The organism is Streptomyces tuirus (genome assembly GCF_014701095.1).
Lineage (GTDB): Bacteria > Actinomycetota > Actinomycetes > Streptomycetales > Streptomycetaceae > Streptomyces > Streptomyces tuirus.
The window spans coordinates 6404123-6428862 of sequence record NZ_AP023439.1 but is presented as its reverse complement, the minus strand read 5'-3'; the positions used below and the strand labels follow the sequence as shown (position 1 = coordinate 6428862).

General features: G+C 71.4%; 19 protein-coding genes. 5 read left to right on the top strand and 14 right to left on the bottom strand.

The genetic code is table 11. The features are described 5' to 3' along the window. Window positions 1-127: 127 nt before the first annotated feature. The 13 genes from IGS69_RS29215 to IGS69_RS29155 all read right to left on the bottom strand — a co-directional run bounded on the left by IGS69_RS29215 (window position 128) and on the right by IGS69_RS29155 (window position 17431). Window positions 128-1069, bottom strand: a complete 942-nt coding sequence (locus tag IGS69_RS29215) for an SCO3242 family prenyltransferase (RefSeq protein WP_232543810.1) — start codon at window positions 1067-1069, stop codon at window positions 128-130. A 137-nt stretch (window positions 1070-1206) separates the two neighbouring features. Then, complete coding sequence (locus tag IGS69_RS29210) at window positions 1207-2559, bottom strand: inositol-3-phosphate synthase (RefSeq protein WP_232543670.1); 1353 nt, start codon at window positions 2557-2559, stop codon at window positions 1207-1209. 84 nt (window positions 2560-2643) lie between these two features. Continuing rightward, complete coding sequence (locus IGS69_RS29205) at window positions 2644-6366, bottom strand: ThuA domain-containing protein (RefSeq protein WP_190903460.1); 3723 nt, start codon at window positions 6364-6366, stop codon at window positions 2644-2646. Between the two features lie 262 nt (window positions 6367-6628). Further along, window positions 6629-7627, bottom strand: a complete 999-nt coding sequence (locus IGS69_RS29200; protein WP_190903459.1) for a sugar phosphate isomerase/epimerase family protein — start codon at window positions 7625-7627, stop codon at window positions 6629-6631. Between the two features lie 16 nt (window positions 7628-7643). Then, the gene (locus IGS69_RS29195; RefSeq protein WP_190903458.1) at window positions 7644-8855 is read right to left on the bottom strand and encodes a Gfo/Idh/MocA family protein; all 1212 of its coding nucleotides are present in this window, start codon (window positions 8853-8855) and stop codon (window positions 7644-7646) included. 55 nt (window positions 8856-8910) lie between these two features. Next, entirely contained in the window at window positions 8911-9957 is a 1047-nt protein-coding gene (locus IGS69_RS29190) for a substrate-binding domain-containing protein (protein ID WP_190903457.1), read from the bottom strand. A gap of 17 nt (window positions 9958-9974) precedes the next feature. Next, the gene (locus IGS69_RS29185; protein ID WP_031105328.1) at window positions 9975-10994 is read right to left on the bottom strand and encodes an ABC transporter permease; all 1020 of its coding nucleotides are present in this window, start codon (window positions 10992-10994) and stop codon (window positions 9975-9977) included. Next, window positions 10991-12508 carry a sugar ABC transporter ATP-binding protein gene (locus tag IGS69_RS29180; protein ID WP_190903456.1) on the bottom strand — a complete coding sequence of 506 codons (1518 nt, stop codon included), beginning with the start codon at window positions 12506-12508 and terminating at the stop codon, window positions 10991-10993. Before IGS69_RS29180 ends, IGS69_RS29185 begins: the two co-directional genes overlap by 4 nt. Before the next feature lie 121 nt (window positions 12509-12629). Next, window positions 12630-13811: an ROK family transcriptional regulator gene (locus tag IGS69_RS29175; RefSeq protein ID WP_190903455.1), complete on the bottom strand. Its 1182-nt coding sequence runs from the start codon at window positions 13809-13811 to the stop codon at window positions 12630-12632. A gap of 201 nt (window positions 13812-14012) precedes the next feature. After that, window positions 14013-14690, bottom strand: a complete 678-nt coding sequence (locus IGS69_RS29170) for a GntR family transcriptional regulator (protein ID WP_190903454.1) — start codon at window positions 14688-14690, stop codon at window positions 14013-14015. Window positions 14691-14846: 156 nt separating this feature from the next. Continuing rightward, on the bottom strand, window positions 14847-15785 hold the full coding sequence (locus IGS69_RS29165) for a beta-ketoacyl-ACP synthase III (RefSeq protein WP_190903453.1): 939 nt from the start codon (window positions 15783-15785) through the stop codon (window positions 14847-14849). A 202-nt stretch (window positions 15786-15987) separates the two neighbouring features. Further along, a complete protein-coding gene (locus IGS69_RS29160; RefSeq protein ID WP_167526639.1) occupies window positions 15988-16128 on the bottom strand; it encodes an MFS transporter small subunit in 141 nt (46 codons plus the stop codon). Further along, window positions 16097-17431, bottom strand: coding sequence for an OFA family MFS transporter (locus IGS69_RS29155; protein ID WP_190903452.1), 1335 nt, complete (start codon window positions 17429-17431; stop codon window positions 16097-16099). The genes IGS69_RS29160 and IGS69_RS29155 overlap by 32 nt, the downstream gene beginning before the upstream one ends. A 246-nt stretch (window positions 17432-17677) precedes the next feature. Here IGS69_RS29155 and IGS69_RS29150 point away from each other — a divergent pair, with 246 nt between their 5' ends. The 5 genes from IGS69_RS29150 to fdhD are packed head-to-tail and all read left to right on the top strand — an operon-like array spanning window position 17678 to window position 24122. Continuing rightward, window positions 17678-18649 (top strand): 2-dehydropantoate 2-reductase, encoded by a 972-nt coding sequence (locus tag IGS69_RS29150; protein WP_190903451.1) that lies wholly within the window; start codon window positions 17678-17680, stop codon window positions 18647-18649. Next, complete coding sequence (locus IGS69_RS29145; RefSeq protein WP_190903450.1) at window positions 18646-20571, top strand: molybdopterin oxidoreductase family protein; 1926 nt, start codon at window positions 18646-18648, stop codon at window positions 20569-20571. The genes IGS69_RS29150 and IGS69_RS29145 overlap by 4 nt, the downstream gene beginning before the upstream one ends. 5 nt (window positions 20572-20576) lie before the next feature. Beyond that, window positions 20577-22409 (top strand): NAD(P)H-dependent oxidoreductase subunit E, encoded by a 1833-nt coding sequence (locus IGS69_RS29140; protein ID WP_190904687.1) that lies wholly within the window; start codon window positions 20577-20579, stop codon window positions 22407-22409. Further along, window positions 22406-23266 (top strand): 2Fe-2S iron-sulfur cluster-binding protein, encoded by an 861-nt coding sequence (locus IGS69_RS29135; RefSeq protein WP_190903449.1) that lies wholly within the window; start codon window positions 22406-22408, stop codon window positions 23264-23266. The genes IGS69_RS29140 and IGS69_RS29135 overlap by 4 nt, the downstream gene beginning before the upstream one ends. 7 nt (window positions 23267-23273) lie before the next feature. Further along, entirely contained in the window at window positions 23274-24122 is an 849-nt protein-coding gene (fdhD, locus tag IGS69_RS29130) for a formate dehydrogenase accessory sulfurtransferase FdhD (protein ID WP_190903448.1), read from the top strand. 126 nt (window positions 24123-24248) lie between these two features. On the opposite strand, the gene IGS69_RS29125 is transcribed toward fdhD, so the two are convergent. Then, a complete protein-coding gene (locus IGS69_RS29125; RefSeq protein ID WP_190903447.1) occupies window positions 24249-24686 on the bottom strand; it encodes a MarR family winged helix-turn-helix transcriptional regulator in 438 nt (145 codons plus the stop codon). Window positions 24687-24740 lie beyond the last annotated feature (54 nt).

Genomic DNA, 24740 nt, shown 5'->3' with positions numbered 1-24740 from the left:
GCCCGGGATGCGGCGGCCCGGGCCTCGGAAGCCCGGGACTCGGCGGCCCGGAATTCGGCAGCCCGGGACTCGGAAGCCCGGGATTCGGAGGCCGCCCGGGATTCGGAGGCCGCGCGGGATTCGCCGCTCATGTGACGCTCACCTTCTTGGCGAACCGGGCTCCGAGGGGGGCGAGGGCGGCGACGAGAAGTGCCGTCGCCGTGCCCCGGGAGCGGGCGGTGAGGGCGGCCTGGAGGGGAATCGTGGCGCGGATGCCGGCGCCGACGGCGCGTTGGGTGAGAGGAGGTGAGGGATTCAAGGTGGCGTGGAAATAGGGGCGGGCGGTCGTCGCGGCATAGGCGGCACCGAGGGCGGTAGTGAGCAACGCTGCGGAGTTCCGCGCCGGGAGCCGGCTCGCTCGGGGACCTGCCGGGCCGTGGAAGGTCGCCTGCCGACGGCCCCGCGTCAGCCCGTGGACGACTGACCGCCCCCTGCCTCCCGGCAGCTCTGACGAGTGCCGCGTCACCAGTCGGGTCAGCAGGGCCGTTGTCGCGAGGGCCGCGAGAGGTGGCACGGGTGAGCCGCCCTCGGCCTCCTGGCGGGAGACCGTGGTGACGGCGACGGTGTGCGTGCCGAGGAGGGCGGCGGAGGGCAGGGCCCGGCGGGTGCTGCCACTCGTGGCCGCGGCTCCGAGGAGCAGGTCGAGGCCGCGTGCCGTACCCATGGCCACGGGCCCGGCGGGGGTGTGCTTGAGGCCGAGGTCGTACGCCCAGACGGTCGCCGCCAGGGGTGCGGCGACGGCCAGGGCCGGGCGGCCCGCCCCGGCGGCCAGGGCCAGTCCGGCTCCGGTCAGGGCGCAGGCCGCCGTGAGGGCGGCTGCAGGCCGGATGCGGCCGGAGGGCAGGGGGCGGTGCGGTCGTTCGACGGCGTCCACGTCGCGGTCGGCCCAGTCGTTGAGGGCCATGCCGGCTTCGTACAGGCAGAGGGAGGAGGCGATGGCGAGCAGGGTGCGGGTGTTGGGGGACGCGCCGGTTGCGGCCGTGCCGGCCAGGGCGTCTCCGGGGACGCTGAACAGGGCGGGCAGGCGCAGGAGTTCGGCCCATGCGCGGCCCCCGTGCGAGCGACTGGGGCATGCGCAGGGAGGCGTGGGGGGCGTGTCACCGGCAGTGGTACGAGGAGTGGCGGGGGGCGGCTCGTCGGGGCATTCGCAAGGGCTCTCGCGCAGGTTCACCGGGCTTCTCCCGTCACCTCGGGGCCGCTCACCGACCTCGCGTCACGGCCCTCGCCCTCACCTTCTCGCTGGCCTTCTACCTCACCTTCTCGCTCACCTTCTCGCTGGCCTTCTCGCTGGCCGTTTCGCTGGACGTCTCCCTCACCTTGTCGCTGGCCTTCTCGCTGAGCGTCTCGCTGCCCGTCCCGCTGCCCGTCCCGCTGGGCGTCTCCCCCGCCTTCGCCCTCCCCCCGCCCCAGGCTTCGCCCGAACCGGACCAGGTCCTCGTATTGCTCGGACAACCCCGAGGGCCCCTCCCCCACCGGGTCCTTGAAGTAGAAGCCGAGCGCGCCGAGCGGACCGGACAGCCCTGTCTCGTGGGCGCGGGCGGTCAGGCGGGCCAGGTCGAGGACGAGGGGTGCGGCCAGGGCCGAGTCGCAGCCCTGCCAGATGGTCTGGAGGATCATGCGGGTGCCGAGGAAACCGTCGAAGGCGATGTGGTCCCAGGCGGTCTTCCAGTCGCCGAGGACCGGGACGTCGTCGATGTGGACCTCGCCCTCGGGGACGGTGCCGAGGGTGTCGGCGAGGACGCGTTCCTTGCCGGCGTTCTTCGCCGCGGCGGCGGCCGGGTCGGCGAGGGCCGCGCCGTCGCCGCCGCCCAGCAGGTTCGTGCCGGACCAGGCCCTGACCCGCAGTGCCCGTTGCGCGAACATCGGGCCCAGTACGGCCCGCAGCAGGGTCTGGCCGGTCTTGCCGTCCCGGCCGGCGTGGGGCATGCCGCTGCGTGCGGCCTCGTCGGCAGCGACGGGGTGGTGCATGCCCTCGGAGGGGGTGAAGTTGACGTAGGGGCAGCCCGCGCGCAGGGCGGCCAGGGCGTAGAGGGTGCTGGCCGGAAGGGGGGCGTCGGGTCCCTGGGAGGCGGGTTCGGTGGAGGCGACGTTCACGACCACGGCCCGCTCCAGGTGGTGGCGGTGGACGAAGTCGCGTATGTCGGCGGCGAAGGCCGTGATCAGTTCGGCCTGGCTCCTGGTGTCACCGGGGGTGGGGCCGCCGGGCCGGATCTCCCGGTCCGCTGCGGCGAGTTCGGCGGTGACGGCGGTGGCGAGGCCGGGTGGGAGGACGCCGCCGGCGGTCAGGGTCTCGGCGCGTTTGGGCAGGGGACAGTCGAGGGTGTCGTGTCCGCCGAAGACGAGGTCGGACAGGGCGGGCAGACCGCTGCCGTTGAAGGCCGGTGTTTCGGTCACCATGCCGGTGGGCGGGTGCAGTCCCGCGGCGACAGCGGCGCAGCCGGTGACGACGGTGGTGGCGACGGAGCCTCGGGCTCCGATCAGCCACACCCCCACACGCGGTCGGGAGAGGGACGCGGACATGGGCAGCCTCCTGATCGTGCGCGAGCCCCGGGGAGAGGAGAGGAGACGGCGGGCGGGGGTCCGGCGTCCCCCGCCCGCCGCCGTTCAGTCGCCCTTGGCGGGCAGTTCCTTCAACTGGATGTTGCGGAAGGAGACCTGGTCACCGGCGCCATGGTTCTGCAGGCCGATGTAGCCGTCGGTCAGGCTCCGCTGGGGGTCCTTGTTGGTGAAGTCGTTGATCTTGACTCCGTTGAGGAACACCTGGAGGCGTTCGCCCTGGACCTTGATCTCGTAGGAGTTCCACTGGCCGGGCGGCCGCAGAACCTGGTCACGGGCCTTGATGTTGGCCGACTTGAACGAGTAGACGGAGCCGGTGGTGCGGTCGGCCGCGTCCGTGGCGTCGATCTGGATCTCGTAGCCCTTGTTGACGGCGGACCAGGGGTCGTCGGAGGCCGGGAAGCCCACGAAGATCCCGGAGTTGTCGTCGCCCCGCATCTTCCAGTCGAGCTTGAGCGAGTACGACTTCAGCTCCTTGGCCTGGTACCAGAGCAGGCCCATGCCGCCCTCGGACTCGAGGGTGCCGTCCTTGACGTTGAACTTGCCGGGGCCGGCCTGCTTCCAGCCGTCCAGGGTCTGGCCGTTGAAGATCTTCCGGTAGCCCTTGGCCGGCTTGCAGTCCGCCTTCACCTGGCCGGTGGCGTACTGGAGGCCGCCGAGCAGATGGGCGCGGAAGGCCTCCTCGGCGTAGGACTCCTTGGTGTGGCCGCCGCCGGTGTAGAAGGACCGGCCGCCGCCGTAGCTCTGGCACCAGGCGATCGGGTGGTCGCCCTTCATGTTCCCGCCCTGGTAGGTGGTCTCGTCGAGGGTGGCGAGGACCTTGGCCTGCTCACGCGGGTTGGTGCGGTAGTTGTACCACTCGTCGGTGCGCTCCCAGGCGTCGTCCAGGTGCCCGGTGGACGGGTGGTCGTGGTCCTCGACGCGGACCGTGGCCTTCTGGATGGCCGGGTGCGAGTCGAAGTAGGCGCCGACGAGGCCGCCGTAGAACGACCAGTCGTACTCGGTGTCGGCAGCCGCGTGGATGCCCAGGTATCCGCCGCCGCCGGCCACGTAGTTCTCGAACGCCTTCTGCTGCTCGGCGTTCAACACGTCACCGGTGGTGGACAGGAAGGCCACGGCGTCGTACTTGGCGAGGTTGGCGGTGGTGAACTGCTTGGCCTCCTCGGTCGCGTCGACCGTGATGCCGGCCGGGCCGCCGAGCTCCTTCAGGGCGGTGATGCCCGCCGGGATGGAGTCGTGCCGGAAGCCGGCGGTCCTGGAGAAGACCAGGACCTTCTTGCCGCCCTTGAACGGCTCCTTGGAGAACTCGAAGTCGTCCACGTCGTACAGCGCGCCCTCGCCGCCCTTGAAGACCAGGTAGATCTCCGTGGTCTTCCTGGGCAGGGACCGCAGCGGCACGTCGACGTTCTGGAACGTCTCCCAGCCGCCGGTCGGCGGGATGTGGGCCGAGCCGTGCAGGGGGCCGTCGGGCGAGCCGGTGCGCAGTTCGATGAAGCCGCCCGCGCCGCCGGAGGAGGCGCGCACGGTCATCTTCTTCTGCCCGTCGAACCGGTAGGGGGAGAAGGAGATCCAGTCGCCGTCGTCGATGTTGCCGACGGTCTTGCCGCCGTTGGCGCCGGTCTTGTCGATGACGGACACGCCCGACTGGGTGGTGAAGTGCTCGCCCTGGCGGTGCAGCGGCTGCAGGACGGTGCGGGCGGTGCCCGTCAGCGCCTCCTGGCCGTTCGCCCCGCCGTCGGTGTAGCTCGCGCCGACGACGCCGTAGATGTTGGCGTTGGGGTCGTGGCCGCCGTCACCGGGGGGCGGCGTCAGGGTGCCCTCGCAGCCCATCTCGCTGGTCAGCTCGTGGGCGTGGGAGTCGTGGCCGAGGCTGTAGGCGACCTTGACCTTGGAGCAGTCGACCGTCTCCTCGGGGTCGGTGACGGTCACCTTGAAGGGGACGGGCTTGCCGAACTCGGCCATGGTGCCGTTGCCCGGGACGTCGATCCTGACCTTGGGCTCGGTGTTGCCGACCACGATGCGGGTGCTGGCGTTGCCGGTGTTGCCCTCGGGATCCTTGGCCGTGAAGGTGGCGGTGTAGGTGCCGACCTTCTTGTACGTGTGGGTGGGGTTGAGGCCCTCGCCCTTGGTGCCGTCGCCGAAGTCCCAGCTGTAGGTGAGGTCCGGGGAGTCGGCGTCCTTGGCGGAGGCGGTGAACCTGACCCTCAGGCCGGCCGCGCCGGACGTCTTGTCGGCGCTGACCTCGGCGATCGGGGAGAAGCCGTCCTCGGCGTTCTCGATCCGGTAGAGCGCGGAGTGCTCGTCGCCCTGGAACCAGGAGACGCCGTAGTCGAGGACGTAGAGCGCGCCGTCGGGGCCGAACTCCATGTCCATGATCTGGGTGCCGGTCCAGGGGAAGTCGTTGATCTTCGCGACGGAGCCGTCGTCGTTCTGCTCGATGCGCTTGATCCAGCGGCGGCCGAACTCACCGGCGAAGAAGTCGCCGTCGTAGGCCTCCGGGAACTTCACGCTGGAGTCGAGCTCGGGGTCGTAGCGGTAGACCGGGCCGCCCATCGGGGACTCGGAGCCGCTGCCGAACTCGGGCACGGATCCGCCGTCGTACGGGATCCAGGCGGCCTGCGCGGGCGGCAGGTCGGTCAGGCCCGTGTTGTGCGGCGAGGTGTTCTTCGGGGCGTTGCAGTCGAACGTCTCGCCGGACTCCTTGGTGGCGAAGTCGTAGTCGACGTAAGGGTCGTTGTCGCCGGTGCAGAAGGGCCAGCCGAAGTTGGCCGCCTTGGTCACCTTGGCGAACTCGACCTGGCCGCCCGGGCCGCGCTTGGGGTCGGCGGCGCCGGCGTCGGGGCCGTAATCGCCGACGTAGACGGTGCCGGTCTTGTCGTCGACGCTCATCCGGAACGGGTTGCGGAAGCCCATCGCGTAGATCTCGGGGCGGGTCTTCTCGGTGCCCGGGGCGAAGAGGTTGCCCTCCGGGACGGTGTAGGAGCCGTCCTCGGCGACCTTGATGCGCAGGATCTTGCCGCGCAGGTCGTTGGTGTTGCCGGAGCTGCGGCGCGCGTCGAAGGCCGGGTTGCGGCCCGGCCGCTCGTCGATCGGCGTGTAGCCGTCGGAGGCGAAGGGATTGGTGTCATCGCCGGTCGACAGGTAGAGGTTGCCGTCGGCGTCGAAGTCGATGTCCCCGCCGACGTGGCAGCAGATGCCGCGGGAGGCCGCGACGTCGATGACCTTCTTCTCGCTGGCCGTGTTCAGGGTGCCGTTGGCGTTCAGCGTGAAGCGGGAGAGGCGGTTGACGCCGTCGAACTTCTTGAAGTCCTCGGCCGTGCCGGTCTCCGGGGCGTCGCCCGCGGGGGTGTCGAGCGGCGGGGCGTAGTAGAGGTAGATCGCCCGGTTGTTCTTGAAGTCCGGGTCGATGCCGACGCCTTGGAGGCCCTCCTCGTCGTGGCTGTAGACGTCCAGCTTGCCGGCGACCTTGGTGACGCCGCCCTGGTCGGTGAGGCGCAGCGTGCCGTCGCGCGAGGTGTGCAGGACGCTGCGGTCGGGGAGCACGGCGAGCGACATCGGCTCGCCCATCTCGGGCTCGCCCTTGGCGAGCGGCACCTGCTGGAACTGCCCCTCGGCTGCTGCCGGTTCGTCGTGCTCCGGGTGGCCGGGGTGGGCGCCGGCGACGGTGGCCGGGGTGCCGACGGCGAGGAGCAGTCCGGTGAACAGGGCGACGGTGGTGCGAAGCCCGGGACGCATCGGTGTGGCGGTGCTTGTGGGTCTGGTTCTGTGCACGAAGTCCCTCCGGGAACGGGGCGGGCCGTACGGGGTGGGTGCGAAGCGTGCGGTGCGGGCGCCGGGGTGCGCCGTCACCCCGGAGGTGTGTGTGTCCTGAACACATCAAGGACGGTAACCGTGTCCGTCCGGGGCGAACACCCCTTGCGACAGACTCGGTCGGACTTTCTCCCAGTGCGGGACAAAGCAGGATCCGCGCAGGTCGGAGGGGGGACCGGCGGTGTCGCCGGTCCCCGTTCCCGACCTGCGCCGGGAGCGTGGTTCAGCTGTTGAACGCGGCGTCGAAGGACGCGCTGGGCGGCTCGAAGTCGAAGGCTTTCAGCCGCGTCAGGGCCTCCGGCGCCCCCTGGAGACGGTCCATGCCGGCGTCCTCCCACTCGACCGAGACGGGACCCTGGTAGTCGATGGAGCGCAGCATGCGGAAGACGTCCTCCCAGGGGACGTCGCCGTGCCCGGCGGAGACGAAGTCCCAGCCGCGCCGCGGGTCGCCCCAGGGCAGGTGGGAGCCGAGGCGGCCGTTGCGTCCGTCGAGGCGCTTGCGGGCCTCCTTGCAGTCGACGTGGTAGATGCGGTCGCGGAAGTCCCAGAGGAAGCCGACCGGGTCGAGGTCCTGCCACACGAAGTGCGAGGGGTCGAAGTTGAGGCCGAAGGCGGGGCGCCTGCCGACCGCTTCCAACGCGCGGGCCGTCGTCCAGTAGTCGTAGGCGATCTCGCTGGGGTGGACCTCGTGCGCGAACCGCACGCCCTCGGCGTCGAAGACGTCCAGGATCGGGTTCCAGCGGTCGGCGAAGTCCTGGTAGCCCCGCTCGATCATCGCCTCGGGGGCGGGCGGGAACATGGCGACCAGGTGCCAGATCGCGGAGCCGGTGAACCCGATGACGGTGTTCACGCCGAAGGCCGCGGCGGCCCGGGCGGTGTCCTTCATGCGTTCCGCGGCCCGCTGCCGGACTCCTTCCGGGTCTCCGTCACCCCAGACCGCGTCCGGGACGATGGCCTGGTGCCGCTCGTCGATGATGGCGTCACAGACGGCCTGGCCGACCAGGTGGTTGGAGATGGCCCAGCACTTCAGGCCGTACTTGTCGAGCAGGGCCCGGCGGCCGTCGAGATAGCCGGGGTCGGCCAGCGCCTTGTCGACTTCGAAGTGGTCGCCCCAGCAGGCGAGTTCGAGGCCGTCGTAGCCGAAGTCGCGGGCCAGGCGGCAGACCTCCTCCAGGGGCAGGTCCGCCCACTGACCGGTGAAGAGCGTGAAGGTGCGTGGCATCGAAAACAGGCCCTCCTCAGACCGCGATCGGCGTGTAGACGGAGTTCTTCTCGGCGCTCTCCTCGACCGCCGCGAGCACGCGCTGCACCTGCAGCCCGTCGGCGAAGGAGGGTTCGGGGCGGCGGCCCTCGGCGATGGCGTGGACGAGGTCGCGGGCCTGGTGGACGAAGGTGTGCTCGTAGCCGAGGCCGTGGCCCGGCGGCCACCAGGCGTCCAGGTAGGGGTGGTCGGGTTCGGTGACGAGGATCCGCCGGAATCCGGCCTCAGCGCCGGGCTCGGTGGCGTCGTGGAAGGACAGCTCGTTGAGCCGTTCCAGGTCGAAGGCGAGCGAGCCGCGCTCCCCGTTGAGTTCGATGCGCAGGGCGTTCTTGCGGCCGGTGGCGTAGCGGGTGGCCTCGAAGGAGGCGAGGGCGCCGGAGGGGAAGCGGGCCGTGAACAGCGCGGCGTCGTCCACGGTGACCTGCCCGGTGCCGGCGGATGTGACGGCGGACAGCCCGCTCGTGGCGCCGGTGGGCAGGGGCCGTTCCCTCACGAAGGTCTCCGTCAGCGCGGAGACGCCCGCCAGCGGCTCCCCCACCAGGTACTGGGCGAGGTCGACGATGTGCGCGCCCAGGTCGCCGAGCGAGCCCGAGCCCGCCTGCTCCCTGCGCAGCCGCCAGGTCAGCGGGAACTGGGGGTCGACCAGCCAGTCCTGGAGGTACGTCACGCGCACGTGCCGCAGCCTGCCCAGACGGCCCTGGGCGACCATGCGGCGGGCCTGGGCGGTGGCGGGGACCCGGCGGTAGTTGAAGCCGACCATCGCCACCTGGCCGCGGGCGTGGGCCTCTTCGGCCGCCAGCGCCATCGAGGTGGCTTCCTCGACGGAGTTGGCGAGGGGCTTCTCGCACAGGACGTGCTTGCCCGCGGCCAGAGCGGCCAGGGCGATCTCGGCGTGGCTGTCGCCGGGGGTGCAGATGTCGACGAGGTCGACGTCGTCCCGTTCGATCAGGGCCCGCCAGTCGTTCTCGGTGGAGGCCCAGCCGTGCCGGTCGGCCGCCGCGCGGACGGCCGCGGCGTCCCGGCCGCAGATCACGGCCTGTACGGGGTCCAGCGGCAGGTCGAAGACGCGGCCCGCGGTGCGCCAGCCCTGGGAGTGGGCGGCGCCCATGAAGGCGTAGCCCACCATCCCCACGCGCAGGGGTGGTTTCCCTGCCTCGGTCCCTTCTGACTCCGCTTGCGGCTGTCCCATACGGGTGTCCTCCTCGTCCTGGTCGGGGTGGCGCACGTGGGGGGTGCGGGGTGGCTCACTTGAAGCCGGTGGACATGTACTGGTCGATGTTGGTCTTGTCGACGACGGCCGAGTAGAGCGTGAGCGACGACGGGATCTCGAACTCGGCGAGGCCGCCGATGCCCTTGCTCTGGCCGAGGGCGCGGGCGAGGTCGATCGCGGAGGCGGCCATGGTCGGCGGGTACAGCACCGTCGCCTTGAGCACGCCGTCGTCCTGCTTGATGGCTTGGAAGGCGGACAGGGCGCCGGCGCCGCCGACCATCAGGAAGTCGTCGCGCCCGGCCTGCTCGATGGCGCGCAGCGCGCCCACGCCCTGGTCGTCGTCGTGGTTCCACAGCGCGTCGAACTTCGACTGGGCCTGGAGCAGCTGGGCCATCTTGGCCTGGCCGGACTCGACGGTGAACTCGGCGGCCTGCCGGGCGACCTTCTTGATGTTGGGGTAGTTCTTCAGGGCGTCGTCGAAGCCCTGGGTGCGCTGCTTGGTGAGCTCCAGGTTGTCCAGGCCCGCCAGTTCGATGACGCGGGCGCCGGACTTGCCCTTGAGCTTCTCGCCGATGTAGTGCCCGGCGTTGAGGCCCATGCCGTAGTTGTCGCCGCCGATCCAGCAGCGGTAGGCCTGCGGGGTGTTGAAGACGCGGTCGAGGTTGACGACCGGGATGCCGGCGCGCATCGCCTTGAGGCCGACCTGGGTGAGGGCCTTGCCGTCGGCGGGCAGCACGACCAGGACGTCGACCTTCTTGTTGATGAGGGTCTCGATCTGGCCGATCTGCTGGGCGGTGTCGTTGGAGCCCTCGGTGATCTCCAGGGTGACGTCGGAGTACTTCTCGGCGCGGCTCTTGGCGTTGTCGTTGATGGCGTTGAGCCAGCCGTGGTCGGCCTGCGGTCCGGCGAAGCCGATGGTGACCTGCTTGCCGGGCTTGTCGTCGGCGGCCGGCTGGTCGTTGCCGGCCGGTGCGTCCTTGGATTCGGACGGCTCGTTGCTGGTGCACCCTGTGATGAGGGCACCGGCGGAGACGGCGGCGGCCCCGAAGAGCAGTCCTCTGCGGCTCGTGATCTCTGGCATGGCGGTGAACCCTTTCCTCAGGTCGTGCTCGCGGTACGGCGCTGGACCAGCACGGCGGCGACGATGATCGCGCCCTTGGCGATCTGCTGGACGTCGCTCTGCAGGTTGTTCAGGGCGAAGATGTTGGTGATCGTGGTGAAGATCAGGACGCCGAGGACGGAGCCGGTGATGGTGCCCCGGCCTCCGGTGAGGAGGGTGCCGCCGATGATCGCGGCGGCGATGGCGTCGAGTTCGTAGAGGTTGCCGTTGGTGTTCTGGCCGGAGCCGGCCAGGACGATCAGCAGGAAGGCGGCGATGCCGCAGCACAGGCCCGACAGCAGGTAGAGGTAGAGCCGCTGGCGGCGGACGTCGATGCCGGCGAGCCGGGCGGCCTCCGGGTTGCCGCCGACGGCGACCGTGCGGCGTCCGAAGGTGGTGCGGTTGAGCACCAGCCAGCCGATGACCGTGACGACGGCGAACACCATGACCAGGGGCGGGATGCCGAGGACGTAGGCGTCGCGCTCCCCGAGGTCCAGGACGGACGGCACGGTGACGATCTGCGTCCTGCCGTCGGTGATCTGGAGGGAGAGGCCGCGGGCGGAGGCCAGCATGGCGAGGGTGGCGATGAACGGCACCATGGCGCCGTAGGCGATGAGGACGCCGTTGACCAGGCCGCAGCCGACTCCGACGACGACCGCGGTGAAGAGGATGCCGGCGAAGCCGTACTCCTGGGTGGCGACGGTGGTGGCCCACACGGAGGCGAGGGCGACGATCGCGCCGACCGACAGGTCGATGCCGCCGGAGACGATGACGAAGGTCATGCCGACGGTGACGACACCGATCACCGAGGCCTGGGTGAGGACGAGTTGCAGATTGCGGGTGTCGAGGAACTCGTCGGGCTTGGTGATGCCGCCGATGACGATCAGCACGGCGAGCACGCCGAGCAGGGACAGCGTGCGGACGTCGGCGCGGATCAGCAGGCCGCGCCAGGCGGGGGGCCGGGCCGGGGGCACCTTGTCGGTGCTGCTGTCCAGCGGCGGGGAGACGGGCTGCGTCATGACGCCGGGCTTCCTTCCATGACCAGGTCGAGTACGCGGTGTTCGTCGAGCTCGCGGGCGGGTGCCGTGTGGACGACACGGCCCTCGCGCAGCACCAGCACGCGGTCGGCGAGGCCGAGCACCTCGGGCACCTCGCTGGAGACCAGCAGCACGGCGAGGCCCTCGTCGGCCAGCCTGCGGATGACCGCGTAGAGCTCCGCGCGGGCGCCGACGTCGACGCCGCGGGTGGGTTCGTCCAGCAGCAGCACCTTGCAGCCGCGCAGCAGCCAGCGGGCGAGGACCGCCTTCTGCTGGTTGCCGCCGGACAGGGTGCGCACGGGCACGGACGGGTTGTCCGGCCGGAGCGACAGTTCGCGGGTCGCGGCCCGGGCCGCACCGAGTTCGGCGCCCCGGTCGATCCAGCCGCCGCGCGAGAAGCGGGACATGGAGGAGACCGACACGTTGCGGGTGACGGACTCCAGCATCAGCAGCGCCTGCGCCTTGCGCTCCTCGGGGGCGAGCCCGAGTCCGGCCCGTACGGCGGCCCGCACGCTGCCGGGCTTCAGGGCCCTGCCGTCGACCAGCACCTGACCGGTCGTCGGTTTGCGGGCGCCGTAGACCGTCTCCAGGATCTCGGAGCGGCCCGAGCCGACGAGTCCGGCGAGGCCGACGATCTCACCGGGCCGCACTTCGAGGTCGAGTGTCTCGAACTCCCCCTGGCGCGAGAGCCCTTGGACCCTCAGCACGGGTTCCGCGGGCGGCGGGGAGACGGGCCGGTCCGGGAAGACGTACTCGACGTTGCGTCCGGTCATCAGGGCGACGACCTCGCGGGTCGGGGTCGACTTCGCGGGGAGCCCGCCCGCGACGGCCCGGCCGTCCTTCAGCACCGTCACCCGGTCGCCGATGCGGCGGATCTCCTCCAGGCGGTGCGAGATGTAGACGACGGCGACTCCGGCGGCGGTGAGGTCGCCGACGATGCGGAAGAGGTTGTCGACCTCGTCCGGGTCGAGGGCGGCGGACGGCTCGTCCATCACGATGAGCCGCACGTCGTGGGAGAGCGCGCGCGCCATGGACACGATCTGCTGCTGCGCCGCCGACAGTTCGCCGACCAGCCGGGCCGGATCGATCTCCGCGTGCCCGAGTCGCCGCAGCAGAGCGGCCGTTGACGCCTTGGCCGTCTTGCCGCGTACGACGAAACCGGCGGCGGTCGGCTCATGGCCCAGGTGCACGTTCTCGGCGACCGACAGGTGTTCCACCAGGTCGAGTTCCTGGTAGATGGTGGCGATGCCGAGGCGCATGGCGGCGATCGGCGAGCGGAGCGTCACCTCCTCGCCCCGCCAGCGGATGGTCCCCGTGTCGGGCTGGTGGGCGCCGGCCAGCACCTTGATGAGGGTGGACTTGCCGGCCCCGTTCTGGCCGAGCAGGCAGTGCACCTCGCCGGCCTGGACGTCGAGGTCGACGCCGTCGAGGGCCCGGACTCCGGGAAACGACTTGGTGATGCCGGACATGCTGAGCAGCGGTGGTTCTGGTGCCATGCGGATTCCCCTTGGCGGGCGGGCCGGTGTCAGGGCGCTTGTCGAACAGGCGTGTTCAGGGCAGGGCGGGGCAGAGCGTGGGCTGTGCTGGTGCGGCCGTACGGGGTGCGGGGGTGCGGGCTTACGCGGGTGAGAACAGGTGGTCGCTGATGAGCCGGGCCGCGCCGATGACGCCGGCGGTGGGGCCGAGCTCGCCCAGGACGATGGGCAGGTTGCCGGTCGCCAGGGGCAGCGACTGGCGGTAGACCTGGGTGCGGATCGCGGCGAGCAGGGTGTGACCGAGGCCGGTCACCCCACCGCCGATCACCACCAGGCCGGGGTTGAAGAAGCTGACCAGGCCGGCGATGACCTGGCCGGTGTGGTTTCCGCCCTCGCGGATCAGATCGAGGGCGGTGGCGTCGCCCGCGGCGGCCGCGCCGGAGACGTCGACGGCGGTGAGGCCGCCGTTCGCCTCGAGCCGTTGGGCCAGTTCGGGCGAAAGCCCCTGCTGGGCGGCCTCCGTGGCGTCACGGGCCAGGGCGGCCCCGCTGAAGTGGGCCTCCAGGCAGCCCCGGTTGCCGCAGGCACAGGGGCGGCCGTCGGAGACGGCCTGGATGTGCCCGATGTCGCCGGCGCTGCCCGTCGTACCGCGGTAGACCTCACCGCCGACGACGATGCCGCAGCCGATGCCGGTGCCGATCTTGACGCAGAGGAAGTCGGCGACGGTGCGGGCGACACCTGCGTGCTGCTCCCCCATCGCCATGAGGTTCACGTCGTTGTCGACCATGACGGGGCAGCCGAGTTCCTGGCTGAGCGCCTCCCGCACGGGGAAGCCGTCCCAGCCGGGCATGATCGGTGGTGCCACCGGGATGCCCTCGGGGAAGCGGACCGGGCCCGGGACGCCGATGCCGGCGCCGTCGAATCCGTCCGCGAGCCCGGTGGCCCGCAGTTTCGCGGCCATGGCCAGGACCTGCTCGAAGACCGCGACGGGGCCTTCGCGCACGTCCATGGGCTGGTTGAGGTGCCCGAGGGTCTCCAGCTCGGCGTTGGTGACGGCGACGTCGACCGAGGTCGCGCCGATGTCGACGCCGAGGAAGCGCAGTTCGGGGTTGAGCCGGATGTTGTGGGAGCGGCGGCCACCGCGCGAGGCGGCGAGTCCGTCGGCCACGACCAGCCCCGTCTCCAGCAGCCGGTCCACCTCCACGGCCAGCTTGGACCGCGAGAGATCGACCTGGTCGCCCAGCTGGGCACGGGAGTTGGGTCCGCCGTCGCGCAACAGCCGGAGCAGTCGGGCCTGGTGGGAGTTTCCGGGTCGTGCGGTCATGCGTCTCACGAGCCCCTCCCCGCCTCGATCGGCCTGTGCGCGCCGGCTTTCCGCCACCGCGGTGGCTTGCTTTCGGAGGGAACGTAGCAGCGGCTGCCGGGAGTGGGAAGAAGTCGCGCAGGAATTGCCCCCTACTTTTTCCACTCAAAGGACAAAGAGGCGGTGACGGGTGCCCCGCGAAGGAGCCGCGGAGCCATCGAGCTACGAGTGGGAACGCGCGTGGTACGACCGGCGTGTGTGCTCGGTGTGTTCGCGCATGAGCCGGGTGGCGCGCTGTTCGTCCCGGTCGGAGACCGCGGCGATCAGCTCGCGGTGCTCGATCCAGGACTGATGGCCGCGCCGGCGCGCCACGGGCGTGTAGTACCAGCGCACGCGCCGGTCGACCTGGGCGGCCAGTTCGGCGAGGACCGCGTTGCCGGCGAGCTCCATGATCTTGGCGTGGAAGCGGGCGTTCATCGCGACGGCCCCGTCCACGTCATCGGCCTCGACGGCCTTCTCGCCCTCGGCGCACAGGGCTTCGAGGTCGGCGATGCCCGCGCTGGTGGCGTTGGCCGCCGCGAGCCGGGCGGCCTCGGCCTCCAGGAGCGTACGGACCGTGAGGAGCTGGTCGGCCTCCTCCTCCGTCGGCTCGTGCACGAACGCGCCCTGGGCGGGCCGCAGATCGACCCACCCCTCGGTGTTGAGCCGCTGCAACGCCTCGCGCACCGGCTGCCGGGAGACCCCGAGATGCCCGGCGAGTTCACTCTCGACGAGATGCTGGCCGGGCTGCAGCGCACGGGTGGTGATGAGTTCGAGCAGTGCCTCGTAGACACGGTCGCGCAGCGGACCCGGGCGTTCCAGCTTGGGTACCGCCCCCTGGGGCAGGCCTGTCGACAGCATCGCGGTCCCCCTCCTCGGCAGGGCCGTGCAGAGCGCGGCGCGAGCCGGTATCGCCGCAGAGTCAGTATTGATTGTCTTTCGTCTACAGTCTACGGCGCACAAGAGCCAGGGCTTCGGGGAGTTGACCGTGTCACACCACGAGGAACCGACCTGGACTCAGGGGCAGCGCACGACCTGTCCCGCGTACGACAGGTTCCCTCCGAAGCCGAACAGCAGCACCGGATCGCCCGTGGTGAGCGCCCCCTTCTCGACCAGTTTCGAGAAGGCCAGCGGGATGCTCGCGGCCGAGGTGTTGCCGGACTCGGTGACATCGCGGGCGACGACCGCGTTGACGGCGCCGATCTTCTCCGCGAGAGGTTCGATGATGCGCAGGTTCGCCTGGTGCAGCACCACTCCGGCGAGGTCCGCCGGCTCCAGCCCGGCCCGCTCGCAGGCCCGGCGCGCGATGGGCGGGAGCTGTGTGGTGGCCCAGCGGTAGACGCTCTGCCCTTCCTGGGCGAAGCGCGGCGGAGTGCCCTCGATGCGCACCGCGTTGCCCATCTCGGGAACCGAGCCCCACAGCACCGGTCCGATGGCCGGCTCGCCGGCGGCCTCGACCACCGCGGCCCCCGCCCCGTCGCCGACGAGCACGCACGTGGTGCGGTCGCTCCAGTCGGTCACCTCGGACATCTTGTCGGCCCCGATGACCAGCGCCCTGCTCGCGCCCCCCGCGCGGACGGCGTGGTCGGCGGTGGCCAGGGCGTGGGTGAAGCCGGCGCACACGACGTTGAGGTCCATGGTGGCGGCCTGCGGGATGCCCAGACGGGCCGCGACCCGGGCGGCCATGTTGGGCGAGCGGTCGACGGCGGTGGAGGTCGCGACCAGGACCAGGTCGATGTCCGCCGGGGTCAGCCCGGCCGCGGCGAGCGCCTTGGCGGCGGCGTGGGCGGCCAGCTCGTCGACCGGCTCGTCGGGTCCGGCGATGTGACGCGTGCGGATGCCCACCCGGCTCCTGATCCACTCGTCACTGGTGTCGACCAGGCCCGCCAGGTCCTCGTTGGTGAGGACCTTGGCGGGCTGGTAGTGGCCGACGGCGGCGATGCGCGAGCCGTTCATTGGGTGGATCCCCCTCGTACTCTGGGTAGCGGATCCACCAGTCTGATCAGTGACTCACGGGTACGACGGCAGCCAAGGCGACAGGAAACCGGCGCCGGGGTTGTCAGCTTCGGTCAGGAGCTCGGACGCCCGGACACCTGTCGAACGCCCACCCGGCGCCCCGGCTGCCACCCGCGCCCGGGCTCCTGCCCGTGCCCGGCTCCTACCCGGTGAACAGCTGCGTCGCCTTGCGGACGAGCTCGTACAGCCCGTAGGCGAGCGGTACGCCCACCCACACCCAGGCGAGGGCGATCAGCCACCGCCGGTCCGGGCTAGGCGGACTCTGACTGCTGTCGCTCGACATGGGCGGCCTCCTTCGGGGCGGGGACGTGGTGGCGGGGGTCGACGGGCCGCACCAGTTCGTTGGCGACGAAGCCGACGACGAGCAGCCCGATCATGATGACGAAGGACAGCCCGTACAGGGACGCGCCGTGCCGGCCCGCCTCCTCCTGCCGGTCGGCGATCCAGTTCACGATCAGCGGGCCGAGCACCCCGGCCGTGGACCAGGCGGTGAGCAGCCGTCCGTGGATGGCACCGACCTGGTACGTACCGAACAAATCCTTCAGATAGGCCGGAACCGTGGCGAAACCGCCGCCGTAGAAGGAGAGGATGACCAGCGCGCACAGGACGAACAGCGGCTTGGAGGAGTCGCCGAACAGGGCGATGAGGGCGTACATCAGGGCGCCGACGCCCAGATAGACGCGGTAGACGTTCTTGCGGCCGATGAGGTCGGACGTCGAGGACCAGCCGAGGCGGCCGGCCATGTTCGCCGCGGACAGCAGCGCGACGAATCCGGCGGCGGCCGTGACCGACACCGGGGTGGAGGTGTCCGCGAAGAAGTCCGTGATCATCGGCGCGGCCTTCTCCAGGATGCCGATGCCGGCGGTGACGTTCATGCAGAGCACGATCCACAGCAGCCAGAACTGCGGGGTGCGCAGCGCCTGGTTCGCGGAGACCTGCGGGCCGGCGGGGGCCGCCGAGGTGGTTCCCCGCGCCTGCGGGGCGGTGCGCGGAACCCGGACCAGCAGCACACCCAGCAGCATGAACACGGCGTACGACAGCCCGTGCACCAGGAAGGCCAGTGCGATGCCGGAGCTGTCGCCGCCGAAGGACTCCAGCATCTGGGCCGACCACGGCGAGGCGATGAGGGCGCCGCCGCCGAAGCCCATGATGGCGATGCCGGTGGCCATGCCGGGCCGGTCCGGGAACCACTTGATCAGCGTGGAGACGGGCGAGATGTAGCCGATGCCGAGACCGATGCCGCCGACGAAGCCGTAGCCGAGGACGATCAGCCAGTACTGCTCCAGGAACGCGCCCAGCGCGGAGAGCAGGAAGCCGGAGGAGAAGCAGAGCAGCGCGACGGTCATCGCCCAGCGCGGGCCGTTGCGCTCCACGAGGGTGCCGCCGAACGCGGCGGACAGGCCGAGCATGACGATGCCGAGCTGGAAGGGCAGCGCGCTCTGGGTGCCGCTGAGGCCGAGCGCGGATTCGAGGGGCGGTTTGAACACGCTCCAGGCGTAGGCCTGGCCGATGGAGAGATGTACGGAGAGAGCGGCGGGCGGAACGAGCCAGCGGCTCCAGCCCGGGGGCGCGACTGGGGGACTCATGAACCCCGGACGGTAGAGATCCGCGAGGGCGTTGAGAAGACGCGGCGTCGACCGTATGCGGTGAACGGTATGCGGCATGCGCCGAACGGTCGGCGCGCGGACTCTTGCCGCCCCAACCTCCATACTGTAGACAATATTTCGTCGACACAAGCCGTCCGCGAGCCATACGCCGAGCCGTACGTGACCCGTGGGCGGCCGGACGGCAGCCACCTCCGCGGTATCCCTCAAACCGAACGGAGTGTTCCCGTGAAAGTCGCAGTTCTCGGCGCCGGTGCCATCGGCGCCTACGTCGGCGCCGCGCTCCACCGCGCGGGCGCCGAGGTGCATCTCATCGCCCGTGGACCGCATCTGGCGGCCATGAGGCAGCACGGAGTCCGGGTGCGCAGCCCACGCGGTGACTTCACCGCGCACCCCCACGCCACCGACGACCCGGCCGAAGTCGGCCCGGTCGACCATGTCTTCCTGGGCCTGAAGGCCAACGCGTACGCGGCGTGCGGGCCGCTGATCGCGCCCTTGCTGCACGAGACGACCTCGGTCGTCGCGGCCCAGAACGGCATCCCCTGGTGGTACTTCCACCGGCACGGCGGCCCGTACGACGGCCATCGTGTCGAGAGTGTCGACCCGGACGGCGCGGTCAGTGCGGTGCTCGCGCCCGAACGGGCCGTCGGCTGTGTCGTCTACGCGGCGACCGAACTCGAAGGACCGGGCGTCGTACGGCACTTGGAGGGCACGCGGTTCTCCATCGGTGAGCCGGACCGCAGCCGCTCCGCGCGCTGTCTCGCGTTCAGTGAGGCCATGCAGGCGGGCGGGCTGAAGTGCCCGGTCGAACCGGACCTGCGCGGCGACATCTGGGTCAAGCTGCTCGGCAACATCTCCTTCAACCCGATCAGCGCCCTGGCCCGCGCGACCATGCGGCAGATGTGCCTGCACGGCGGCACCCGCAAGGTCATCGAGATCATGATGACCGAGACGCTGGCGGTCGCCGAGGCCCTCGGCTGCGAGGTCGGTGTCTCCATCGAGCGCCGGCTCGCGGGTGCCGAGCGGGTCGGGGACCACCGCACGTCCACGCTCCAGGACCTGGAGCGCGGCAAGCCGCTCGAACTCGACGTGCTGCTCGCGGCGGTCGTCGAACTGGCGGAGATCACCGGCGTGGAGGTGCCCACTCTGCGCACCGTGCACGCCATCTCGGACCTGCTCGCGCTGAGGAGCGCCGCATGAGGAAACGCGACCGGACCCCCACGACCTACACCCGGCTCACCCACCCGCTCGTCAGGGACTCCCGCGACGAGCCGTTCCGGCAGGCCACCTGGGAGGAGGCCCTGGACCGGGCCGCCCTGGGCCTCGGGCGCAACCGTGACGCCTTCGGCCTGTTCAGCTGCGCCCGCGCCACCAACGAGATGAACTACGTGGCGCAGAAGTTCGCCCGGGTCGTCATGGGCACCAACAACGTCGACTCCTGCAACCGCACCTGCCACGCCCCGAGCGTGGCGGGCCTGTCGGCGGCGTTCGGCTCGGGCGGCGGGACGTCGTCGTACGAGGAGATCGAGCACACCGACGTCATCGTGATGTGGGGCTCCAACGCCCGGTTCGCACACCCGATCTTCTTCCAGCACGTGCTGAAGGGGATCAGGAACGGCGCCCGGATGTACGCGGTCGATCCGCGCCGGACGTCGACCGCCGAGTGGGCGGAGAGCTGGATGGGGCTCAACGTCGGCACGGACATCCCGATGGCGCACGCGATCGGCCGCGAGATCATTCACGCGGGGCTGGCGAACGAGACGTTCATCGAGCGGGCGACCAGCGGCTTCGAGGAGTACAAGGCCCTGGTCGAGCCGTGGACGCTGTCGCTCGCCGAGAAGGTGACGGGCGTACCGGCGGCGGCCGTCCGGGAGCTGGCGCACGCCTACGCCCGTGCCGAGCGGGCCCAGCTGTGCTGGACCCTCGGCATCACCGAGCACCACAACGGCACCGACAACGTCCGCGCCCTGATCAACCTCTCGCTGCTCACCGGGCACGTCGGCCGCTACGCCTCGGGCCTGCAGCCGCTGCGCGGGCAGAACAACGTGCAGGGCGGCGGCGACATGGGCGCGATCCCCAACCGGCTGCCCGGCTTCCAGGACATCCTCGACCCGGACACCCGCCTGAAGTTCGAGGCGGCCTGGGACACCGTCATCCAGCCGCACTACGGCCTGAACCTCACGGAGATGTTCGAGGCCATGGAGGACGGCACGCTCCGGGCCGTCTACTGCATCGGCGAGAACCCGGCGCAGTCCGAGGCGGACACCGAGCAGGCCGTGCGGCGGCTGAAGGGCCTGGACTTCCTGGTGGTGCAGGACATCTTCCTCACGAAGACGGCCCAGCTCGCGGACGTCGTGCTGCCGGCGACCGCCGGCTGGGCGGAGACGGAGGGCACGACCACCAACAGCGAGCGGCGGGTCCAGCGCGTCCGCAAGGCCGTCACCCCGCCCGGCGAGGCCCGCGAGGACATCGACATCATCTGCGACCTCGCGGCCCGGCTCGGGCACGACTGGAAGTACGCCGACGCCGAGACCGTGTGGAACGAGCTCAGGTCCGTCTCGCCCGACCACTACGGCATGACGTACGAGCGCCTGGAGGAGCACCAGGGCATCCAGTGGCCCTGCCCGAGTACGGACGATCTCGAGCCGACGTATCTGCACGGGCGGTTGTGGGAGACCGACCCCGCGCGGCGCGGGCGGCTCGCGCCGTTCGGGATCGTGCAGCACGACCCGCCGGTGGACCTCACCGACGAGCGGTACCCGATCCGGCTCACCACCGGGCGGCGGCTCGACTCGTACAACACCGGGGTGCAGAGCGGCGGTTACGCCTCGCCGCTCAGGCGCGGCGAGTTCATCGAGCTGAGCCCGGAGGACGCCGAGCGCTACGGGGTCGTGGTCGGCGAGCACGTCCAGGTGACCTCGCGGCGCGGGTCGGTGACCGCGCCCGTGTGGGTGGACCCCGCGCTGCGGCCCGGGCTCGCCTTCATGACCATGCACTTCCCGGACGAGGTGGACACCAACGCGCTGACGATCGAGGCGAACTGCCCGATCGCGGGGACGGCGGAGTTCAAGGCGTCGGCGATCCGGATCGAGAAACTGCCCATCGCGACCATCGTGGGGTGACGCAAGTGGACCTGCACTTCGGTGACAGCAAGCCGACGGACGAGGAGCGGGCGGCCGTCGACGCCCTGCTCGGGCCCCCCGAGTCGTCCTGGGAGGGCGCCGCCCGCGATGAGATGCGCGCCGCCGATCTGAGGTGGGCGCGTGGCGGACGCGAGGCCCGGGACCGCCGCGACCTGCTGCTGCCGGGGCTGCACGCCGTCAACGACCGGATCGGCTGGATCAGCGAGGGTGCCCTCGACTACCTGTGCCGGCGGCTGACGGTGCCGCCGGCGGAGGCCTACGGGGTCGCCACCTTCTACGCCATGTTCTCTGTCAAGCCGCGTCCGGCGACCGTGCTCCATGTGTGCACGGACCTGGCGTGCGCGGCGGCCGGGGCGCCGCAGCTGTGCGCCGGGATCGAGGCGCGGCTGGGCCCCGGCAGCGGGGTGAGCGTCGAGCGCAGCCCGTGCCTGGGTCTGTGCGAACGCGCCCCGGCCGCGCTGGCGGTCAGGGCCGGGGATCCCGTCCGCACGGCGGTCTCGGCGCCGGCGACCGTCGAGGCGGCCGTGCTCGCCGCGTCCTCGCCCGGTTCCGCGCCCGAGGAGCCGCCGGCCGCGCTGGCGGTGCCCCAGGCGGGGCAGGACGGGCTGACGCTGCTGCACCGCGTCGGCGTGGTCGACCCGTCGTCCCTCGACGACTACCGCGCCCACGGCGGCTACACCGCCCTGCGCAGAGCCTTCGAGCTGGGTCCCGCCGGCGTCATCCGCGAGGTGACCGACTCGGGCCTGGTCGGGCGCGGCGGCGCCGCCTTCCCCACCGGCCGCAAATGGCAGGCCACGGCGTCGCAGCCCGACCGTCCGCACTACCTCGTCTGCAACGCCGACGAGTCGGAGCCGGGCACCTTCAAGGACCGGGTGCTGATGGAGGGCGACCCGTACGCGCTGGTCGAGGCGATGACGATCGCCGGGTACGCGACCGGCGCCCACAAGGGCTACCTGTATCTGCGCGGCGAGTACCCGCGCGCCCTGCGCCTGCTGGAGCACGCGATCACGCAGGCCCGTGCGCGCGGACTGCTCGGCGACGACGTCCTCGGGCAGGGCTACGCGTTCGACATCGAGATCCGGCGGGGCGCGGGCGCCTACATCTGCGGTGAGGAGACGGCCCTGTTCAACTCCATCGAGGGCTACCGGGGCGAGCCCCGCTCCAAGCCCCCGTTCCCGGTGGAGAAGGGCCTGTTCGGCAAGCCGACCGTCGAGAACAACGTCGAGACGCTGGTCAACGTCCTGCCGGTCCTGACCATGGGCGCCCCGGCGTACGCGGCCATCGGCACCGGGCGCTCCACCGGGCCGAAGCTGTTCTGCGTGTCCGGGAGTGTGGAGCGGCCCGGTGTCTACGAGGTGCCGTTCGGCGCGACGCTGGGCGAGGTGCTCACCCTGGCCGGGGTGCGCGAGGGGCTGCGGGCGGTGCTGCTCGGCGGGGCGGCCGGCGGTTTCGTGCGGGCTGACGAGCTGGATGTGCCGCTCACCTTCGAAGGCACGAGGGAGGCGGGCACGACGCTCGGCTCGGGGGTCGTCATGGCCTTCGACGACAGTGTGCCCCTGCCCCGGCTGCTGCTGCGCATCGCGGAGTTCTTCCGCGACGAGTCGTGCGGGCAGTGCGTGCCCTGCCGGGTCGGGACGGTGCGGCAGGAGGAGGCACTGCACCGGATCGTGGAGCGCACGGGCGCCGACGCCGCCGGGGACATCGCGCTGCTGCGGGAGGTCGGCCGCGCCATGCGGGACGCCTCGATCTGCGGTCTGGGGCAGACCGCGTGGAACGCCGTGGAATCCGCCATCGACCGTCTGGGGGCGTACGAATGACCGTCACACCGCTGGGGATCCCGCGCCGCATGCTGGAGTTCACGCTCGACGGCGAGGAGGCCCGGGTCCCCGAGGGCTCGACCATCCTGGACGCCTGCCGGGCGGCCGGGAAGGACATCCCGACCCTGTGCGAGGGCGACACCCTGCGTCCCAAGAACGCCTGCCGGGTCTGCGTCGTCGAGGTCGAGGGGGCGAGGACCCTCGTCCCGGCCTGCTCCCGCAAGGCCGAGCCGGGCATGGAGGTCCGCACGGACACCGAGCGCGCCCGGCACAGCCGCAAGGTCGTCCTGGAACTGCTCGCGTCCTCGGTCGACCTGTCGACGACCCCGAAGGTCGCCGGGTGGCTCAAGGAGTACGAGGCGAAACCCGACCGCTTCGGCCCGGACGCCGCGCGGCTGAACGAGGAACCGAGGGTCGACAACGACCTGTATGTCAGGGATTACGACAAATGCATCCTCTGCTACAAGTGCGTCGACGCCTGTGGCGACCAGTGGCAGAACTCCTTCGCGATCTCGGTCGCCGGGCGCGGTTTCGACGCCCGGATCGCCGTGGAGCACGACGCGCCGCTGACCGACTCGGCGTGCGTGTACTGCGGGAACTGCATCGAGGTGTGCCCCACGGGCGCGCTGTCGTTCAAGTCCGAGTTCGACATGCGCGCGGCGGGTACCTGGGACGAGGCGCGGCAGACGGAGACGACCACGGTGTGCGCGTACTGCGGAGTGGGCTGCAACCTGACGCTGCACGTACAGGACAATGAGATCGTGAAGGTCACCTCTCCGCACGACAATCCGGTGACCCACGGCAACCTCTGCATCAAGGGCCGCTTCGGCTACCAGCACGTACAGAACCGGGACTGAACTGGACATGGGACGAGTCACGGAACGACGCAAGGTGATCCGCATCCGGGACGGGGTGGTCTCCAGCCGCCCGGACACGCTCGTCGCCGAGGAGCCGATGGAGATCCGGCTCAACGGCAAACCCCTGGCGATCACCATGCGCACCCCTGGGGACGACTTCGCGCTGGCCGCGGGGTTCCTGGTGAGCGAGGGGGTGCTGGCCGGGCAGCAGGATCTGCAGAACATCGTCTACTGCGCCGGGGCGACGGCCGACGGCTCGAACACGTACAACGTGGTGGACGTGAAGACGGCGCCGGGCGTGGAGATCCCCGACATCACGCTGGAGCGCAACGTCTACACCACGTCCTCCTGCGGGCTGTGCGGCAAGGCGTCACTGGACGCGGTGCGCACCACGGCCCGGTGGCCCATCGCCGACACTCCCCCGGTCCGGGTCTCCCCCGAGCTGCTCGCGGGCCTCCCCGACCGGCTGCGCGCGGCCCAGCGGGTCTTCGACCGGACCGGGGGCCTGCACGCGGCGGCCCTGTTCTCGGAAGAGGGCGAGCTGCTGGACGTCCGGGAGGACGTGGGCCGGCACAACGCGGTCGACAAGCTGGTCGGCCGGGCCCTGCAGAACGGGGAGCTGCCGCTGTCGCGGACGGTCCTGCTCGTCTCGGGCCGGGCCTCCTTCGAGCTGGCGCAGAAGGCCGTGATGGCGGGCATCCCGGTGCTGGCGGCGGTGTCGGCCCCGTCCTCGCTGGCGGTGGACCTGGCCGCCGAGGCGGGTCTGACGCTGGTGGGCTTCCTGCGGGGCAGTTCCATGAACGTGTACGCGGGTGAGGACCGGATCGCTGTGCGGGCCGCGGCCGCCCAGGGCTGAGCAGGTCCTTTCCGCGACACGGCGGCGGGGCCCCGACCGGCGGGGAGCGCCCCCTGCGCCGCAGGGGCCCCGTCTCGGCCTGCCCGGCGAGGCACCGGGGCCCGTCCCGGCCTGGCCGGGGCGGGTCTAGTCGGCCGTGGCGGATATCCGGTGCAGCATCGCCATGAACTGCTCGCGCTCGGCCGCGGACAGCGGTGCGAGCAGTTCGTCGTTGGCGGCGCGGGCCGCCTTCTCGCAGCGCTTCAGCAGCCGCGCTCCCCGCCCGGTGAGGGACACCGCGTTCTTGCGGCGGTCCTTCGGGTCGGGTTCGCGGACCACCAACCCGGCCGACTGGAGGTCGTTGAGCACGCCGACCAGGTCCTTGGGGTCCAGCCGGACCCCGCGGCCGAGGTCGGCCTGGGCGACCGGTGCGAGGTCGCGGACGGCGGACAGCACCACGTGGTGCCACATCCGCATGTCCTCCCCGGCCAGCGCCTCGGCCACCAGGGCCCGGCCGCGGGCGGCGGCGCGGCCGAGCAGCCAGCTGGGCAGGGAGCGGATCGAGGGGAGGGGGGCTTCCGACATGGGCGCAGCCTAACCACACAAACGTTGGTTCTCCCTATGATCCTCCTATACCGT

Excerpts from the sequence above, each read along its gene's own strand:
- IGS69_RS29210 (WP_232543670.1), bottom strand. The coding sequence starts at position 2,559 with ATGTCCGCGTCCCTCTCCCGACCGCGTGTGGGGGTGTGGCTGATCGGA.
- IGS69_RS29200 (WP_190903459.1), bottom strand. The coding sequence starts at position 7,627 with ATGCCACGCACCTTCACGCTCTTCACCGGTCAGTGGGCGGACCTGCCC.
- IGS69_RS29195 (WP_190903458.1), bottom strand. The coding sequence starts at position 8,855 with ATGGGACAGCCGCAAGCGGAGTCAGAAGGGACCGAGGCAGGGAAACCA.
- IGS69_RS29190 (WP_190903457.1), bottom strand. The coding sequence starts at position 9,957 with ATGCCAGAGATCACGAGCCGCAGAGGACTGCTCTTCGGGGCCGCCGCC.
- IGS69_RS29185 (WP_031105328.1), bottom strand. The coding sequence starts at position 10,994 with ATGACGCAGCCCGTCTCCCCGCCGCTGGACAGCAGCACCGACAAGGTG.
- IGS69_RS29180 (WP_190903456.1), bottom strand. The coding sequence starts at position 12,508 with ATGGCACCAGAACCACCGCTGCTCAGCATGTCCGGCATCACCAAGTCG.
- IGS69_RS29175 (WP_190903455.1), bottom strand. The coding sequence starts at position 13,811 with ATGACCGCACGACCCGGAAACTCCCACCAGGCCCGACTGCTCCGGCTG.
- IGS69_RS29170 (WP_190903454.1), bottom strand. The coding sequence starts at position 14,690 with ATGCTGTCGACAGGCCTGCCCCAGGGGGCGGTACCCAAGCTGGAACGC.
- IGS69_RS29165 (WP_190903453.1), bottom strand. The coding sequence starts at position 15,785 with ATGAACGGCTCGCGCATCGCCGCCGTCGGCCACTACCAGCCCGCCAAG.
- IGS69_RS29160 (WP_167526639.1), bottom strand. The coding sequence starts at position 16,128 with ATGTCGAGCGACAGCAGTCAGAGTCCGCCTAGCCCGGACCGGCGGTGG.
- IGS69_RS29155 (WP_190903452.1), bottom strand. The coding sequence starts at position 17,431 with ATGAGTCCCCCAGTCGCGCCCCCGGGCTGGAGCCGCTGGCTCGTTCCG.
- IGS69_RS29145 (WP_190903450.1), top strand. The coding sequence starts at position 18,646 with ATGAGGAAACGCGACCGGACCCCCACGACCTACACCCGGCTCACCCAC.
- IGS69_RS29135 (WP_190903449.1), top strand. The coding sequence starts at position 22,406 with ATGACCGTCACACCGCTGGGGATCCCGCGCCGCATGCTGGAGTTCACG.
- fdhD (WP_190903448.1), top strand. The coding sequence starts at position 23,274 with ATGGGACGAGTCACGGAACGACGCAAGGTGATCCGCATCCGGGACGGG.
- IGS69_RS29125 (WP_190903447.1), bottom strand. The coding sequence starts at position 24,686 with ATGTCGGAAGCCCCCCTCCCCTCGATCCGCTCCCTGCCCAGCTGGCTG.